Below are 15,011 nucleotides of genomic sequence, written 5' to 3' on the forward strand. Positions count from 1 at the left end.
GCCGGGTATCAAGGGGGCTCTACGCCCCCTGCGCCTCCCATTCCTCCAGCCGTACGACGTCCTTCAGGAACCCTCGCACCCCGAGGAACTGCGACAGATGTTCGCGGTGCTCCTCGCACGCCAGCCACGTCTTGCGGCGGTCCGGCGTGTGGATCTTCGGGTTGTTCCACGCAAGGACCCACACGGCGTCGGCACGGCAGCCCTTGGCGGAACAGACGGGGGTCTCGGGGGTCTCGTCACTCACGATTTTCGTCTCACAGATTTGCGCACAAAAAGGCGACGCCGAGCAGCCACGGGGGGAGCTGCCCGGCGTCGGTCCGTCGCTCCGACGGGGGATGCGGAGCGCCTACGAAGTATGTCACGGGTAACCCGCCGCCCGGCACCTGAACAACACTATTGATCTGAGGTTTTACTGAGGTTGGCGCGCCCCGACTTCCGGAGTGCAACGCTCCGGGACATCACGCCCGGTCGCGTGGTTCGCTTTGTCCGCCGGGCCCCGCAGCACCCGCCACATCTTCCGGAGACGGTTCCGCGAAACCGTCATTCGTCCGCGACGGATCGATCATGGGACGCGTCGGCATGGCCACGAAGGTCGACGGCAGCGACGGCGCGTTCTCCCGCCCCGCGTTGGCGATCACCACGGCGATGTACGGCAGGACCAGTCCGAGCACCAACGCCACGACGGCGACGTGCCGTTCGACGTTCCACAGCGTGGCCGCGAGGATCACCGACAGGGTGCGGATCGACATCGAGATGACATAGCGGCGTTGGCGACCGCGTACGTCCTCCTGCAGCCCGGTCCGGGCTCCGGTGATCCGGAACACCTGGGCGCCACCACCCGCATGCAGCTTCCGCATCAGATTCCACCATCCGCCCGCATCGGACCCTCCCCCTGCTCTCACCCGTCCACCGCCGGTCGGGGGGCCGGACCGGGACAAGTCCCACCGTACGCCTCGTCTGCGCCGCCTACGAGACCGGGTCTCCCGGCGCCGGGGCGGTACCACCTGGGCCCTCACACGTACGGCTGTGCCCGGCATGCGGCGTACCCCGACCGGACCAAGACTGGCCGTACTGCTCCACCCGAGCCGTACAAGGAGGCAGCATGGGCTGGTTGTGGGCGATCATCGTGGGATTCGTGCTGGGCCTGCTGGCCAAGGCACTGATCCCGGGCAAGCAGCACAGCCCTCTCTGGCTGACCACGATCTTCGGCATCCTCGGCGCGATCGTCGGCAACTCCATCGCCCGGGCGTTCGGCGTCGAGTCGACCCGCGGCATCGACTGGAGCCGGCACATCTTCCAGATCGTCGCCGCCGTGGTCATCGTCTATGTGGGCGACATGCTCTATATGGCCACGCTGGGCAAGAGACGCAAGGAACGGGCCTGAGCAGGACACGGTGAACAGGACACGGCGAGGGGCCTCCGGCTGCCGGAGGCCCCTCGCCGCGCACCCGTCGCTCAGACGCCGGTGACCTCGACCGCCGCCAGGTTCTTCTTGCCGCGCCGCAGCACCAGCCAGCGCCCGTGCAGCAGGTCCTCCTTCGCGGGGACCGCGTCCTCGCCGGCCACCTTCACGTTGTTCACGTAGGCGCCGCCCTCCTTCACGGTGCGCCGCGCGGCCGACTTGCTGGCCACCAGACCCACCTCGGCGAACAGGTCGACCACCGGGCCGAGCCGGTCGACCTGGATGTGCGGCACCTCGGACAGCGCCGCCGCCAGCGTCCGGTCGTCCAGGTCCGCCAGCTCGCCCTGGCCGAACAGCGCCTTGGACGCGGCGATCACCGCGGCCGTCTGGTCGGCGCCGTGCACCAGCGTCGTCAGCTCCTCGGCCAGCGCGCGCTGCGCCGCCCGGGCCTGCGGACGCTCCTGCGTCTGCTTCTCCAGCTCCTCCAGCTCCTCCCGGGAGCGGAAGGACAGGATGCGCAGGTACGTGGAGACGTCCCGGTCGTCCGCGTTCAGCCAGAACTGGTAGAACGCGTACGGCGTCGTCATCTCCGGGTCGAGCCAGATGGCGCCGCCCTCGGTCTTGCCGAACTTGGTCCCGTCCGCCTTCGTCATCAGCGGCGTCGCCAGCGCGTGCACCTGGGCGTGCGGCTCCAGCCGGTGGATCAGGTCCAGACCCGCCGTGAGGTTGCCCCACTGGTCGCTGCCGCCCTGCTGGAGGGTGCAGCCGTACCGCCGGTACAGCTCCAGGAAGTCCATGCCCTGCAGCAGCTGGTAGCTGAACTCGGTGTAGCTGATGCCCTCCTCCGACTGCAGGCGGCGGGCCACGGAGTCCTTGGTGAGCATCTTGTTGACGCGGAAGTGCTTGCCGATGTCCCGCAGGAACTCGATGGCGGACAGACCGGCCGTCCAGTCGAGGTTGTTCACCATCGTCGCCGCGTTGTCCCCCTCGAAGGAGAGGAACGGCTCGATCTGGGCGCGCAGCCGGTTCACCCAGTTCGCGACGGTCTCCGGGTCGTTCAGCGTGCGCTCGGCCGTCGGGCGGGGGTCGCCGATCTGGCCGGTGGCGCCGCCGACCAGCGCGAGCGGGCGCAGGCCCGCCTGCTGGAGGCGGCGCATCGTGAGCACCTGGACCAGATGGCCGACGTGCAGGCTGGCCGCCGTCGGGTCGAAGCCGCAATAGAACGTGACGGGACCGTCCGCGAGCGCCTTGCGCAAGGCGTCCTCGTCGGTGGACAGGGCGATCACGCCGCGCCACTTCAGCTCGTCGACGATGTCCGTCACGGTTCTCGTGTCTCCTTGATGATCTCGGGCAGTCGAGTGACAGCCGCCTACGAGGTTATACGCCCTGACTGACAGAGCTCATGTTGAAATCGGGGACGCGCAGCGCCGGCATGGCCGCCCTGGTGAACCAGTCGCTCCACTCCCGCGGCAGCGTCTTCTCCGTCCGGCCCGCCTCGGTGGCCCGGCCCAGCAGGTCCACCGGCGACTCGTTGAACCGGAAGTTGTTGACCTCGCCCGCCACCTCGCCGTTCTCGACCAGATACACACCGTCCCGGGTGAGGCCGGTCAGCAGCAGAGTCGCCGGGTCCACCTCGCGGATGTACCACAGGCAGGTCAGCAGCAGCCCGCGTTCGGTGTTCGCCACCATCTCCTCCAGCGAGCGGTCCTCGCCGCCGTCCAGGATCAGGTTGTCGATGCCCGGCGCGACCGGCAGACCGGTCAGCGCGGCGCTGTGCCGGCTGGTCGTGAGGTGCCGCAGCTCGCCCCGGTGCATCCAGTCGGTGGCGGTCAGCGGCAGTCCGTTGTCGAACACGGACTGGTCGCCGCCCGAGGAGTGCGCGATCACGAAGGGCGCGGACTCCAGGCCCGGCTCGTTCGGGTCGCTGCGCAGGCTCAGCGGAAGCTCGGTCAGCCGCTCGCCCACGCGCGTACGGCCGCCGGGCTGGGAGAAGACCGTACGGCCCTCCACCGCGTCCCGCCCCGACGCCGACCACAGCTGGTAGATCAGCAGGTCGGCCACGGCCGTCGGCGGCAGCAGCGTCTCGTAACGGCCCGCCGGCAGCTCCAGGCGCCGCTCGGCCCAGCCCAGGCGCACCGCGAGCTCGGCGTCCATGGCGGTGGGGTCGACGTCCTTGAAGTCACGGGTGGAGCGGCCCGCCCAGGCGGAACGGGTGCGGTCCGGCGACTTGGCGTTGACCTCCAGCGTGCCGTTCGGCTGGTCGTGCCGCAGCCGCAGCCCCGTGGAGGTGCCCAGGTACGTCGAGACGAGCTCGTGGTTGGCGAAGCCGTACAGCTCCCGGCCGCCCGCACGCGCGCGTGCGAACGCCTCGCCGAGCGCCGGGGCGAAGTCGGCGAACACCGTGGACGACGTCTCGGCCGGCGCGTCGGTGAAGTCGGGCGACGCCGGTACGTCCCGCACCAGCGGCTGCGCGTCCTCGGCGGGCCCCGCCGCCCGCGCGGCTGCCTCCGCGGCCCGTACCAGCGGCTCCAGCTCGTCCGCGGTCACCGCGGCCCGCGAGACGACACCGGAGGCGGTGCCCTCCTGGCCGTCGACGGTCGCGACGACGGTGAGCGTGCGCCCGCGCGTGACGCCGTTCGTGGTGAGGGCGTTGCCGGCCCACCGCAGGTTCGCGGTCGACTGCTCGTCGGCGATCACGACACAGCCGTCCGCCCGGGACAGCTCCAGGGCGCGCTCGACGATCTCGTGCGGCTTGTTGGTCGGGGCGCTCATCGGCCGGCCTCCTGGGTGGTGTTCAGAATGTTGACGCCCTTGAAGAGGGCCGACGGGCAGCCGTGCGACACCGCCGCGACCTGCCCGGGCTGGGCCTTGCCGCAGTTGAAGGCGCCGCCGAGCACATAGGTCTGGGGGCCGCCGACGGCCGCCATGGAGCCCCAGAAGTCCGTGGTGGTCGCCTGGTAGGCGACGTCCCGCAGCTGGCCGGTGATCCGGCCGTTCTCGATCCGGAAGAAGCGCTGCCCGGTGAACTGGAAGTTGTAGCGCTGCATGTCGATCGACCAGGACCGGTCGCCGACCACGTAGATCCCCCGGTCCACGCTGCCGATCAGGTCCTCCGTGGACATCCCCGCCGGATCGGGCTGGAGCGACACGTTGGCCATGCGCTGCACCGGCACATGCCCGGGGGAGTCGGCGAACGCGCACCCGTTGGACCGCTCGAACCCGGTGAGCCTCGCGATGCGCCGGTCCAGCTGGTAGCCGACCAGGGTGCCGTTCTTCACCAGGTCCCAGGACTGGCCGGCGACGCCCTCGTCGTCGTACCCGATGGTCGCGAGGCCGTGCTCGGCGGTGCGGTCACCGGTGACGTTCATCAGGTCGGAGCCGTAGCGGAGCTTGCCCAGCTGGTCGAAGGTGGCGAAGGAGGTGCCGGCGTAGGCGGCCTCGTAGCCGAGGGCGCGGTCCAGCTCGGTGGCGTGCCCGATGGACTCGTGGATGGTCAGCCACAGGTTCGACGGGTCGACGACGAGGTCGTACGAGCCGGCCTCCACGCTCGGCGCCCGCATCTTCTCGGCGAGCAGCTCGGGGATCTGCGCCAGCTCGGACTCCCAGTCCCAGCCGGTGCCGGTCAGGTACTCCCAGCCGCGTCCGACCGGCGGCGCGATCGTGCGCATGGAGTCGAACTCGCCGCTGGACTCGTCCACCGCGACGGCCGTCAGCTGCGGGTGCAGCCGGACGCGCTGCTGGGTGGTGACGGTGCCGGCGGTGTCGGCGTAGAACTTGTTCTCGTGGACGGTGAGCAGCGAGGCGTCCACGTGGTTGACGCCGTCCGCCGCGAGCAGCCGCGCGCTCCAGTCGGCGAGCAGCCCGGACTTCTCCTCGTCGGGCACCGTGAACGGGTCGATCTCGTACGACGAGATCCACGTCCTGTCGCTGTGCACCGGCTCGTCCGCGAGCTCGACGCGCTCCTCGGACCCGGCCGCCTTGATCACCTGCGCGGACAGCTTCGCCATCGCCACCGCCTGCGAGGCGACCTTGGCGGCGGCGTCCATCGTGAGGTCGACACCGGAGGCGAAGCCCCAGGTCCCGCCGTGCACGACCCGTACCGCGTAGCCGAGGTCGGTGGTGTCCGACGACCCGGCGAGCCGGGCGTCCCGCAGCCGCCAGGAGGCGCTGCGCACCCGCTCGAACCGGAAGTCCGCGTGCTCGGCGCCCAGCGCACGCGCGCGTGCCAGGGCCGCGTCGGCCAATGCGCGCAGCGGAAGCGCTGTGAAGGCTTCGTCGATGGTATGGGGCACGGGGGTCTCCCTGCTGTCGTGGCCTGTCGGCACCGATCATGTCGCGCGGGCGGCGCCGGGGACCACACGTTTCCGGCGGGAACCGCGGAGTTTCTGTAGGGACCCGACAGTGACTTCCCCGCGCCACTGTCGGTGCCCGAATGTCCGCCGCCCAGGCACGACCGATAGGTTTTCGGAGAAGCCGCCTGTCATCCAGCTGTCCGGGCGGAGTGTCAGACCCCTATCGAAAGGGTGATCCGTTGAGCCGCTCGGTTCTCGTCACCGGAGGCAACCGGGGCATCGGCCTCGCCATCGCCCGCACGTTCGCCGAAGCCGGCGACAAGGTCGCCATCACGTACCGCTCCGGTGAGCCGCCGGCCGCCCTGACGGACCTCGGCGTCCTCGCGGTCAGGTGCGACATCACCGACACCGAGCAGGTGGAGCAGGCCTACAAGGAGATCGAGGACGCGCACGGGCCCGTCGAGGTGCTCGTGGCCAACGCCGGCATCACCAAGGACCAGCTCCTGATGCGGATGTCCGAGGAGGACTTCACCTCGGTCCTCGACACCAACCTCACCGGCACCTTCCGCGTCGTCAAGCGCGCCAACCGCGGCATGCTGCGCGCCAAGAAGGGCCGCGTCGTGCTGATCTCCTCGGTGGTCGGCCTCCTCGGCGGTCCCGGCCAGGCCAACTACGCCGCCTCCAAGGCCGGCCTGGTCGGCTTCGCGCGTTCCCTCGCCCGTGAGCTGGGCTCGCGCAACATCACCTTCAACGTCGTCGCGCCCGGCTTCGTCGACACCGACATGACCAAGGTGCTCACCGACGAGCAGCGCGCGAACATCGTGTCGCAGGTCCCGCTCGGCCGTTACGCGCAGCCGGAGGAGATCGCCGCGGCGGTGCGGTTCCTCGCCTCGGACGACGCCTCGTACATCACTGGAGCCGTCATCCCCGTTGACGGCGGACTGGGAATGGGTCACTGATCACCATGAGCGGAATTCTCGAGGGCAAGCGCGTCCTGATCTCCGGTGTGCTGATGGAGTCCTCCATCGCCTTCCACGCGGCAAAGCTGGCCCAGGAGCAGGGCGCCGAGATCATCCTCACCGCGTTCCCGCGGCCCACGCTGACCGAGCGCATCGCCCGGAAGCTCCCCAAGCCCACCAAGGTCATCGAGCTCGACGTCACCAACGACGAGCACCTCGGCCGCCTCGCGGACATCGTCGGCGAGGAGCTCGGTGGCCTCGACGGCGTCGTGCACTCCATCGGCTTCGCGCCGCAGGACGCGCTCGGCGGCAACTTCCTGAACACGCCGTTCGAGTCGGTCGCCACCGCCATGCACGTCTCGGCGTACTCCCTGAAGTCGCTGACCATGGCCTGCCTGCCGCTGATGCAGAACGGCGGCTCCGTCGTCGGCCTCACCTTCGACGCGCAGTACGCGTGGCCGCAGTACGACTGGATGGGCCCGGCCAAGGCCGCCCTGGAGGCCACCAGCCGCTACATCGCGCGTGACCTGGGCAAGCAGAACATCCGCTGCAACCTGATCTCGGCGGGTCCGCTCGGCTCCATGGCCGCCAAGTCCATCCCGGGCTTCAGCGACCTCGCCGCGGTGTGGGACACCCGCTCCCCGCTGGAGTGGGACCTGAAGGACCCGGAGCCGGCCGGCAAGGGCATCGTCGCCCTGCTGAGCGACTGGTTCCCGAAGACGACCGGCGAGATCATCCACGTCGACGGCGGTCTGCACGCCATCGGCGCCTGATCACGGCACTTCACGACGCCCCGTTCCCCGCCGCGCGCGGGGGGCGGGGCGTCACCCGTTCGGCCCACCCGGCCGGGCGGCCAGGGCCCTCGACCAGGCACCCTGGAGTAAGCGTTCACCACGCGAGCCCCTCACCAGCAACGGCCGAGGAGGTCCCCTTGTGCGCTTCTCCCGCCGCTTGGCCTCAACGACCGTCGCCGTCGCTCTCGTGCTTCCCCTGTCGTACGAGGCGGCGGCCCACGCCCCCGCACAGGTGCCGGCCGCCGAGGAGCCCTTCGGCGCCGAGTGCCGGATACGGGTCACCGGTTCCGAGGTGACGGCGTTCTGCCACAACCCCTATCCGAGGACCGACCGCGTGCGTCTGCACGTCGAGTGCGCCCGTTGGTGGGACCTCGACACCGACGGCTCCGCAGTCCGGGCCGCGCCCGCGCAGACCGTCCGGCTGACCGGCCGCTGCTGGAAGGAGGTCGAGTCGGCCTGGATCAGTCACCGTCCGGACCGCTGAGCCGCTCCGCACGGCACAGGAACGGATAGCTCGCCGCCTCCGCGGCGGCCGCCTCGGCGTCGCCCGCGCGGATCGCGTCCAGGAGGCGGGAGTGGTCCATGTGCGTCTCCGGCGTCAGCCGCGGGCCCACGTCGTCGCGCAGCCAGTCCCGCAGCACCTCGCCGAGGTCGGCGTACATCGCGCTCATCACGTCGTTGTGCGAGGCCGCCACGACCGCCAGATGGAAGGTGGCGTCGGCCGTCACGAACGCCTCCGCGTCACCCGACTCCCACGCCTCCTCACGCCGCACCAGCAGGGTGTCCAGCTGCTTGAGGTCCTTCTCGGTGCGCCGCTCGGCGGCCAGCTTCGCGGCGGCCGACTCCAGCGTGGCGCGCAGCTCCGCGATGTGACGCGGGTCGGCGTCGGCGAAGCGGCGGTGCATCACACCGGCCAGCTCGCTGGTGGCGGCCACATAGGTGCCGGAGCCCTGGCGGATGTCCAGCAGGCCGTTGTGCGCGAGCGCCCGGACGGCCTCACGGACGGTGTTGCGGGCGACCCCGAGCTGCTCGACGAGCTCCGGCTCGGTCGGGATACGGGAGCCGACCGGCCATTCGCCCGACGTGATCTGGTTGCGCAGGGCCGCGATGACCTGCTCGGACAGGGCCGAGCGGCGGGGGTGGCTCAGGGGCATGACACACCTTCGCACGACGGGGGCGGAACGGGGCAGCCCCAGGGTGGACAACCAATCATCCCATGATTCTATGATGGCTCCCATGGCACGCGAGGAGAACCGGGCGACGACGTCCACACGGATACGCACCGCCGAGACCCCCACCCCGGTGCGGCCCGCCCCGCGCGCGTGGACGACCCGGCTGCTCATCGCCGGCATCGTCCTCACCGCGCTGAACCTGCGCCCCGCCATCACCAGCCTCGGCGCCCTCCTCGAAGAGGTCCGCGACGCGCTCGGCATGAGCGGCAGCGTCGCCGGACTGCTGACCTCCGTGCCCCCGCTCTGCTTCGCCGTCTTCGGCGTCACCGCGCCCCGGCTGGCCCGCCGCTTCGGGCCCGCCGCCGTGGTCTGCGCGGGCATGGTCGCCATCGCCGCCGGCCTGCTGATACGGCCCTTCACCGGCGGCACCGCCGGATTCCTGGCCGCCAGCGCCCTCACCCTCATGGGCATCGCCGTCAGCAACGTCCTGATGCCCGTCATCGTCAAGCGCTGGTTCCCCGACCGGGTCGGCTCCATGACCGGCCTGTACTCCATGGCCCTCGCCCTCGGCACCGCCTCCGCCGCCGCCGTCACGGTGCCCATGACCGAGGCGCTGGGCGGCAGTTGGCAGACCGGACTCGCCGTCTGGGGCGGCCTCGGCGCGGCCGCCGTCCTGCCCTGGCTGCCCTTCGTACGGGACCGGGGCACGACGCCCGCCCAGGACGCGCACGCGCGGGTGGACGACCGGGGTGCGGCACCCGCCCGGGACGCGCACGCGCGCGTGGACGCCCCCCGGCTGCGCGTCACCCGCAGCCGCACCGCCTGGGCCCTCGCGGTCTACTTCGGCCTCCAGGCCACCGGCGCCTACATCACCATGGGCTGGATGGCGCAGATCTTCCGGGACTCCGGCGTGCACGCCGGCACGGCCGGGCTGCTGCTCGCCGTCACCATGGTCATGGGCGTGCCCCTGGCCTTCGTCATCCCGCGCCTCGCCACCCGGCTGCCCCACCAGGGCCCCATCGTGCTCGCGCTCGGCGTCTGCGGCCTCGCCGGCTACGCCGGGCTCTACCTCGCGCCCGCGGGCGGCTCCTGGCTCTGGGCCCTGCTGCTCGGCGTCTCGAACTGCTCGTTCCCGCTGGCCCTGACCATGGTCGGCATGCGGGCCAGGAGCAGCGCGGGCGTGGCCCAGCTGTCCGGCTTCGCCCAGAGCACCGGCTATCTGATCTCCATCCCCGGGCCGCTCCTGGTGGGCGTCCTCTACCAGCACAGCGGCGGCTGGGGCCTGCCCATCGCCCTGATGGCCGGTCTCATGATCCCGCAGATGGCCGTGGGCGTCCTGGCAGGACGCGACCGTACGGTGGAGGACGAGGCGACGCGCTGAGCGCACCCCCGCCGGGGCCCGTGCGGCCGGGGGTGGGACACTGAGCGTATGCCCGTGCTCGACCCGAACCCCCAGAACGGCCAGAAGAAGCTGCTGCTCGTCTTCGGCACGTTCCTCGCCATTTTCGTGATCATCGGAATCATCGCGACGATCGCCGCGCCCTGACCCGGCCGCCCCGCCGGGCACCGTCCGCCCCCTCGGCAGCCCCGGGGGTGGGGCTAGCCCCCGCATCCCCTAGGGGGTGAGTGTCAGGGTCAACTGGGTGGATCACCGGATGGGTTGACGGCCCCGCGCTCCGTACCTTCGAGATGTGCCCGCTTCCAGGCGGCCACGGAGGCTCGAGGACCCACGGAGGCAGCATGTCGGCCCGCACGCACACCCCGCACCGGCCGGCGTCCACGGGCCGTGCCGACACCCGGCTGCCGTGGTGGGCCCTCGCCCTGCCGACGCTCGCCTTCGTGACGCTCCTGCTGCTCATCCTGAACCCGTCCGAGGCACAGGCCGCCCCCACCGAGCCCGGGATCAGCCTGCTCCTGGAGCGCGTACAGCAGCTGGTCACCCGCTGAGCACACCCAAAGGGGCCGGTCAACTCCCTGCGCCCCATGGCCTGTTTCATGCGAAGCTGGATCTCATGAGCGTCGCAGAACCCCGCAGGATTGTCATCTTCCGGCATGCGAAAGCCGACTGGCCCCAGGTGACGGACCACGAGCGTCCCCTCGCCGAGCGGGGCCGCATGGACGCGGCCGAGGCCGGGCGCAGGCTGGCGGACACCGCCATCCCGTTCGACCTGGCCCTGTGCTCCACCGCGGTCCGCACCCGCGAGACCTGGAAGCTCGCCGTCCATGAGTTCCAGCACCGGCCGAAAACGGTCTATGAGGAGCGGATCTACGAGGCCTCGCCCGGTGAGCTGATCGCCGTGCTCAACGAGACCCCCGACGACGTGCAGAACCTCCTGCTGATCGGCCACAACCCCGGCGCCCAGGGTCTCGCCGAGGTCCTCGCGGGCTCCGCCGAGGGCGACGCCCGTGACCGGATGAACCGCCGGGGGTTTCCCGCCGCCGCCTTCGCGGTCCTCACGTTCAGCGGCACCTGGAAGACCCTGGAGCCCGGGGTGGCCACGCTGGTCGACTACTGGGCGCCCTCCGAGTGACCGACGCGCACATGCAAGGGCCCGGCGCCGTGGCGGCGCCGGGCCCTCATGCGTTTCCGCCTCCGTGGGGCGTCACTCCCCGTCGACCATGTCCGCCGCCTCGACCTCCTCGCGGGTGACGCCCAGCAGATACAGGACCGTGTCCAGGAACGGCACGTTCACCGCCGTGTGCGCCGCCTCGCGGACCACCGGCTTGGCGTTGAAGGCGACCCCGAGGCCGGCCGCGTTCAGCATGTCCAGGTCGTTGGCGCCGTCACCGATCGCCACCGTCTGCGCCAGCGGGACGCCCGCCTCCGCCGCGAACCGGCGCAGCAGCCGCGCCTTGCCCGCGCGGTCCACGATCTCGCCCGTGACCCGGCCCGTGAGCCGGCCGTCGACGATCTCCAGCGTGTTCGCCTGGGCGAAGTCGAGCCCCAGGCGCTCCTTCAGATCATCGGTGACCTGGGTGAACCCGCCCGACACCACGCCCACTTGGTAACCGAGCCGCTTCAGGGTCCGGATCAGCGTGCGGGCGCCCGGCGTCAGCCGTACCTCGCTGCGCACCTTGTCGACCACCGAGGCGTCCAGCCCCTCCAGCAGCGCCACGCGCGCGTGCAGCGACTGCTCGAAGTCCAGCTCCCCGCGCATCGCGGCCGCCGTGACCTCGGCGACCTTGTCCTCACAGCCGGCGTGCGCCGCGAACAGCTCGATGACCTCGTCCTGGATCAGCGTCGAGTCGACGTCCATGACGACCAGGCGCTGGGCCCGGCGGTGCAGGCCCGCCGCGACGACGGCGATGTCGACACCGAGGGCCGCCGCGTCCGGCGCCAGCGCGGTGCGCAGCGGCTCGGTCTCGGCACCGGACACCGCGAACTCCACGGCCGTCACGGGGTACTTGGCGAGCCGGAAGATACGGTCGATGTTGGCGCCGGAGCCGGTGATCCGGGAGGCGATCGCGGCCGTCGCCTCCGCGGTGAGCGGGTGCCCGAGCACGGTCACCAGGGAGCGACCGACGCCTCGCGGACGGTTGTCGCCCAGGCCGGAGATGATCTCCGCCTGCATCTTCATCGACTCCGCCCAGCTGTGGACGGTCGCCCGCAGATCCCCCTCGAGTCCGGCCGGCGGCTCGGTCACGAGCGCGCACAGGGTGATCCGGCCACGGGTGACGACCTGCTCGATGTCGACCACGTCGACCGCGTAGGCGGCCAGCGTGTCGAAGAGTCCGGCCGTGATGCCCGGCCTGTCCTTCCCGAAGATCTTGACGAGAAGGGTGGGGAGGTCTGAGGTCTGCGAAGCGCTCATGGTCCCTCCACCGTATCCGGCACTCCGTGCCTCCCGCCCCCGAGGTCCGCCACCCGGACACCAAACCCCGGCCCCGGCCCGGCCGGCGCGGCCCTCGCGCCCTGCTTCCGCCTGCCTCCAGGCACCCCCGCAGCCGCGCCAGAAATCACCCGGCCCGAAGGCCGCACGTCCCGGCCCCCGCGCCCCGCCGAAGGCCCCGCCCCGTCCCACCGCCTTCGGCCCGCCCCTGGGCCGGGCTCTTGTGCGTGCCGGGTGAGCGCCCTCACCGGAGGGCCGCATGTCCCCCCGGCCCCCGCGCCTCGCTGACGGCGCCGCCCTTTCCCGTCCCCGGGCCGGCTGAGCGTGCCGCCCGCTACCGCCTGCCTCAGGCGTCCCCGGGGGCAGGAGCCCGTTGTCCGCGCTGGGGACCGCAGCCGCCGGGGCGCTACACGCCAGCCGCCACCCGCCGAACCTCCTCGGACCAGCAGCGGCGTGCCGCCCCTACCGCCTGCCTCCAGGCGTCCCCGGCGGTGGCGGAGGAGGCGGAGGTCCGTCCTCCGTGCCGGGGGAGCGGCGGCGTGGTGGCTCGATGGGGCGTACGACCGTGGGGGCGCCGTACACGTCCCCGTCCCGGGGAGGCGGGGGCTCCGGGGGCGCGGCGCCCTCGGGATTCCGCGCCCTGCCGGACGCCCCCGCGCCCCCCTGCGCTTCCGTGCGTCCGGAGGACCCGGGCTGTCCGGACCGCCCGGCGCCCGGCGGACGCGCGTCCTCGGGCTCGCGCAGCTCCTCCGGCACCCGCAGGTACGGGTTCGTCGCCGGGTTGGGTGGCCGGTACGGGGTGCCGGGGCGGTACGGCCCGCTCTCGTACGCGGCCCCCGCCCCGGCCCCCGCGTGAGCCTCGGCGTCCGTGCCCGCCAGGGCCAGCCGCGCCGCCCGCACCCCCGCCGCCCCCGACAGCCGCGCCGCCAGCGCTCCCACCGCACCCGCCCCGGCGCCCCACGCGGCCCCCAGCAGCAGGGCCATGGCCAGGCTGCCCCGCAGCTCCACGCTCGCGCCGAACGCGTCGAAGCCCAGGACCGACAGGGAGGCGTCCGCGGACACCGCGGTGAGCCGCACCAGCAGGGCCAGCGCCAGCGCCGTCACGGTCCCCAGCCGCAGCGCACAGCGACCGGCGAACCGCAAAGCCCCCGGATCCCATACGCCTCCGGGCCCCGCCACCGAGGGCCCGGCGAACCCCAGAGCCCTCGGATCCTGTACGCCCCCGGCACCCGCCACGGGCCGCCCGGCGGACCGAGAAGCCCCCGGCTCCGGTGCGCCCCCGGCACCCGCCCCCGGGTGCCCGGCGAACCCCAGAGCCCTCGGATCCCGTGCGCCCTCCGCACCCGCCACCGGCTGCCGCCCGGCGAACCGCCCAGCCCCCCGCTCCCATCCGCCCCCGCGTCCCGCCACCGGCGTCCGCGCCGCCGTGAGCACGCCCGCGAGCAGCATCATCAAGGCCGCCGCCACCCCCAGGAGCCACACTCGGCCGTCCAGTTCCGCGAGTCGGGGCAGCGTCACGGAGCGGTCGGTGGCGTCGGTCAGGAGGTCGTCCAGGGGGTCGGGGAGCAGGCGGGTCAGGGGGCCCGTCGCGCGGCCGTCGAACGGGACGAACAGGCCGATCGGCACGCCGAGCCACACCCCGTTCGGGGCGCCGAGCAGCGCGGCCCCCGCGATCCGTTTCGGGTGGTCGTCGCCGACCGCCGCCCAGGCCGCCGCGGCGAACCCGGCGGCGACCGCGACCAGCAGGACCGTGACCAGGGCGGACACCGCGGGCCGTACGACCCGGTGCACGGCGTCCCAGCCGCGCGGCAGCGGTGTCCGGCGTGAGGCCAGCAGGGCGATCAGGAGGACCCCGACGCACCAGGCCAGTCCGCCGAGCAGGGTCGGAGCCGTGTCCACCGTGAAGCCGACGGCGGCCTCCGCGCCGACCAGGTCGCCGATCCGGTCGGGCAGCAGCCCCCCGATGTCCCCGAGCCCCGGCACCTCGACGCCGCCGCCGGCGCCCGGCACGTCGTCGAGGCCCAGCGCACCGCCGTCGATCGTGACGACGTCGTGCCCCGCCCAGGCCAGCCCGCCCAGCATCGCCACGAACAGGGCGACCACCGTGCCCGCGCGCGCGAGGAGTTCGGACGGCGCGATCACATCCCCCGCCGCCCGCAGCGACCGCAGGAACAGCCACGCCAGCAGCAGCGCGCCGACCAGCCCCACCCCCAGGGGCGTGACGTCGACGGCCGTGGCCGCCTCCGCGCCGGTCAGGCCGAACGCGGAAACGTCCCCGGACGGCGTGACCGAACCGCCCACGCCGAGCGCCACCACCGCCGCGGACATCGGCCCCAGCGCGGCCGTCTCGTCCGCGCCCAGCAGATGCAGCCCCAGGGCGGCCGTACCCGCCATCCCGATCAGCGCCCAGCTCACGGCGACGACCGCGGACAGCAGGACGTCGACCCACGGCGGCCCGGTGCCCCGCCCCGAGTCCCCGGCGTTCTTGGACGCGCCCATGGCAGACCCCCCGATCCGCTGCGCGGTCGTTCGCCGCGCATGTCCCCCTCGCGTGGATTACCA

General features: G+C 72.5%; 16 protein-coding genes. 8 read left to right on the top strand and 8 right to left on the bottom strand.

Features of this window, described 5'->3' with window-relative positions:
* Nucleotides 1-19: 19 nt before the first annotated feature.
* Both KBY32_RS30410 and KBY32_RS30415 read right to left on the bottom strand, forming a co-directional pair.
* A complete protein-coding gene (locus KBY32_RS30410; RefSeq protein WP_079033590.1) occupies nucleotides 20-244 on the bottom strand; it encodes a hypothetical protein in 225 nt (74 codons plus the stop codon).
* 214 nt (nucleotides 245-458) lie between these two features.
* Nucleotides 459-857: a DUF3099 domain-containing protein gene (locus tag KBY32_RS30415; protein ID WP_210982363.1), complete on the bottom strand. Its 399-nt coding sequence runs from the start codon at nucleotides 855-857 to the stop codon at nucleotides 459-461.
* A gap of 245 nt (nucleotides 858-1,102) precedes the next feature.
* Between KBY32_RS30415 and KBY32_RS30420 the strand changes: the two genes are divergently transcribed.
* A complete protein-coding gene (locus KBY32_RS30420; protein WP_055621342.1) occupies nucleotides 1,103-1,384 on the top strand; it encodes a GlsB/YeaQ/YmgE family stress response membrane protein in 282 nt (93 codons plus the stop codon).
* 71 nt (nucleotides 1,385-1,455) lie between these two features.
* On the opposite strand, the gene tyrS is transcribed toward KBY32_RS30420, so the two are convergent.
* Genes tyrS through KBY32_RS30435 form a run of 3 tightly spaced genes read right to left on the bottom strand, consistent with a single transcriptional unit; the run spans nucleotide 1,456 to nucleotide 5,694 of the window.
* Nucleotides 1,456-2,724 (bottom strand): tyrosine--tRNA ligase, encoded by a 1,269-nt coding sequence (gene tyrS / locus KBY32_RS30425; RefSeq protein WP_055621341.1) that lies wholly within the window; start codon nucleotides 2,722-2,724, stop codon nucleotides 1,456-1,458.
* Nucleotides 2,725-2,779: 55 nt separating this feature from the next.
* Nucleotides 2,780-4,174, bottom strand: a complete 1,395-nt coding sequence (locus KBY32_RS30430; protein WP_115506202.1) for a metallopeptidase TldD-related protein — start codon at nucleotides 4,172-4,174, stop codon at nucleotides 2,780-2,782.
* Nucleotides 4,171-5,694 (bottom strand): TldD/PmbA family protein, encoded by a 1,524-nt coding sequence (locus tag KBY32_RS30435; protein ID WP_115506203.1) that lies wholly within the window; start codon nucleotides 5,692-5,694, stop codon nucleotides 4,171-4,173. The genes KBY32_RS30430 and KBY32_RS30435 overlap by 4 nt, the downstream gene beginning before the upstream one ends.
* Nucleotides 5,695-5,933: 239 nt before the next feature.
* Between KBY32_RS30435 and fabG the strand changes: the two genes are divergently transcribed.
* The 3 genes from fabG to KBY32_RS30450 all read left to right on the top strand — a co-directional run bounded on the left by fabG (nucleotide 5,934) and on the right by KBY32_RS30450 (nucleotide 7,931).
* On the top strand, nucleotides 5,934-6,653 hold the full coding sequence (gene fabG / locus KBY32_RS30440; protein ID WP_055621338.1) for a 3-oxoacyl-[acyl-carrier-protein] reductase: 720 nt from the start codon (nucleotides 5,934-5,936) through the stop codon (nucleotides 6,651-6,653).
* A gap of 5 nt (nucleotides 6,654-6,658) precedes the next feature.
* Complete coding sequence (gene fabI, locus KBY32_RS30445) at nucleotides 6,659-7,426, top strand: enoyl-ACP reductase FabI (RefSeq protein ID WP_055621337.1); 768 nt, start codon at nucleotides 6,659-6,661, stop codon at nucleotides 7,424-7,426.
* Nucleotides 7,427-7,586: 160 nt separating this feature from the next.
* A complete protein-coding gene (locus tag KBY32_RS30450) occupies nucleotides 7,587-7,931 on the top strand; it encodes a hypothetical protein (RefSeq protein ID WP_210982364.1) in 345 nt (114 codons plus the stop codon).
* On the opposite strand, the gene KBY32_RS30455 is transcribed toward KBY32_RS30450, so the two are convergent.
* Entirely contained in the window at nucleotides 7,909-8,601 is a 693-nt protein-coding gene (locus KBY32_RS30455; RefSeq protein WP_210982365.1) for a FadR/GntR family transcriptional regulator, read from the bottom strand. The genes KBY32_RS30450 and KBY32_RS30455 overlap by 23 nt on opposite strands.
* Nucleotides 8,602-8,671: 70 nt before the next feature.
* On the opposite strand from KBY32_RS30455, the gene KBY32_RS30460 reads away from it, so the two are divergent.
* From KBY32_RS30460 to KBY32_RS30470, 4 genes are all read left to right on the top strand, one after another.
* Nucleotides 8,672-10,000, top strand: a complete 1,329-nt coding sequence (locus tag KBY32_RS30460; RefSeq protein WP_210982366.1) for a CynX/NimT family MFS transporter — start codon at nucleotides 8,672-8,674, stop codon at nucleotides 9,998-10,000.
* 48 nt (nucleotides 10,001-10,048) lie between these two features.
* A complete protein-coding gene (locus tag KBY32_RS35745) occupies nucleotides 10,049-10,165 on the top strand; it encodes an SGM_5486 family transporter-associated protein (protein ID WP_107096728.1) in 117 nt (38 codons plus the stop codon).
* A gap of 194 nt (nucleotides 10,166-10,359) precedes the next feature.
* Nucleotides 10,360-10,566 (top strand): hypothetical protein, encoded by a 207-nt coding sequence (locus KBY32_RS30465; RefSeq protein ID WP_115506207.1) that lies wholly within the window; start codon nucleotides 10,360-10,362, stop codon nucleotides 10,564-10,566.
* A gap of 65 nt (nucleotides 10,567-10,631) precedes the next feature.
* Nucleotides 10,632-11,150, top strand: a complete 519-nt coding sequence (locus tag KBY32_RS30470) for a histidine phosphatase family protein (protein ID WP_055621332.1) — start codon at nucleotides 10,632-10,634, stop codon at nucleotides 11,148-11,150.
* Between the two features lie 72 nt (nucleotides 11,151-11,222).
* On the opposite strand, the gene serB is transcribed toward KBY32_RS30470, so the two are convergent.
* Nucleotides 11,223-12,431, bottom strand: a complete 1,209-nt coding sequence (gene serB, locus KBY32_RS30475; protein ID WP_055621331.1) for a phosphoserine phosphatase SerB — start codon at nucleotides 12,429-12,431, stop codon at nucleotides 11,223-11,225.
* Nucleotides 12,432-12,911: 480 nt separating this feature from the next.
* Nucleotides 12,912-14,948 carry a streptophobe family protein gene (locus KBY32_RS30480; protein WP_210982367.1) on the bottom strand — a complete coding sequence of 679 codons (2,037 nt, stop codon included), beginning with the start codon at nucleotides 14,946-14,948 and terminating at the stop codon, nucleotides 12,912-12,914.
* Between the last annotated feature and the right edge of the window lie 63 nt (nucleotides 14,949-15,011).

The organism is Streptomyces sp. RK62 (assembly GCF_018070255.1).
GTDB classification, from domain to species: Bacteria; Actinomycetota; Actinomycetes; order Streptomycetales; family Streptomycetaceae; genus Streptomyces; species Streptomyces nigra.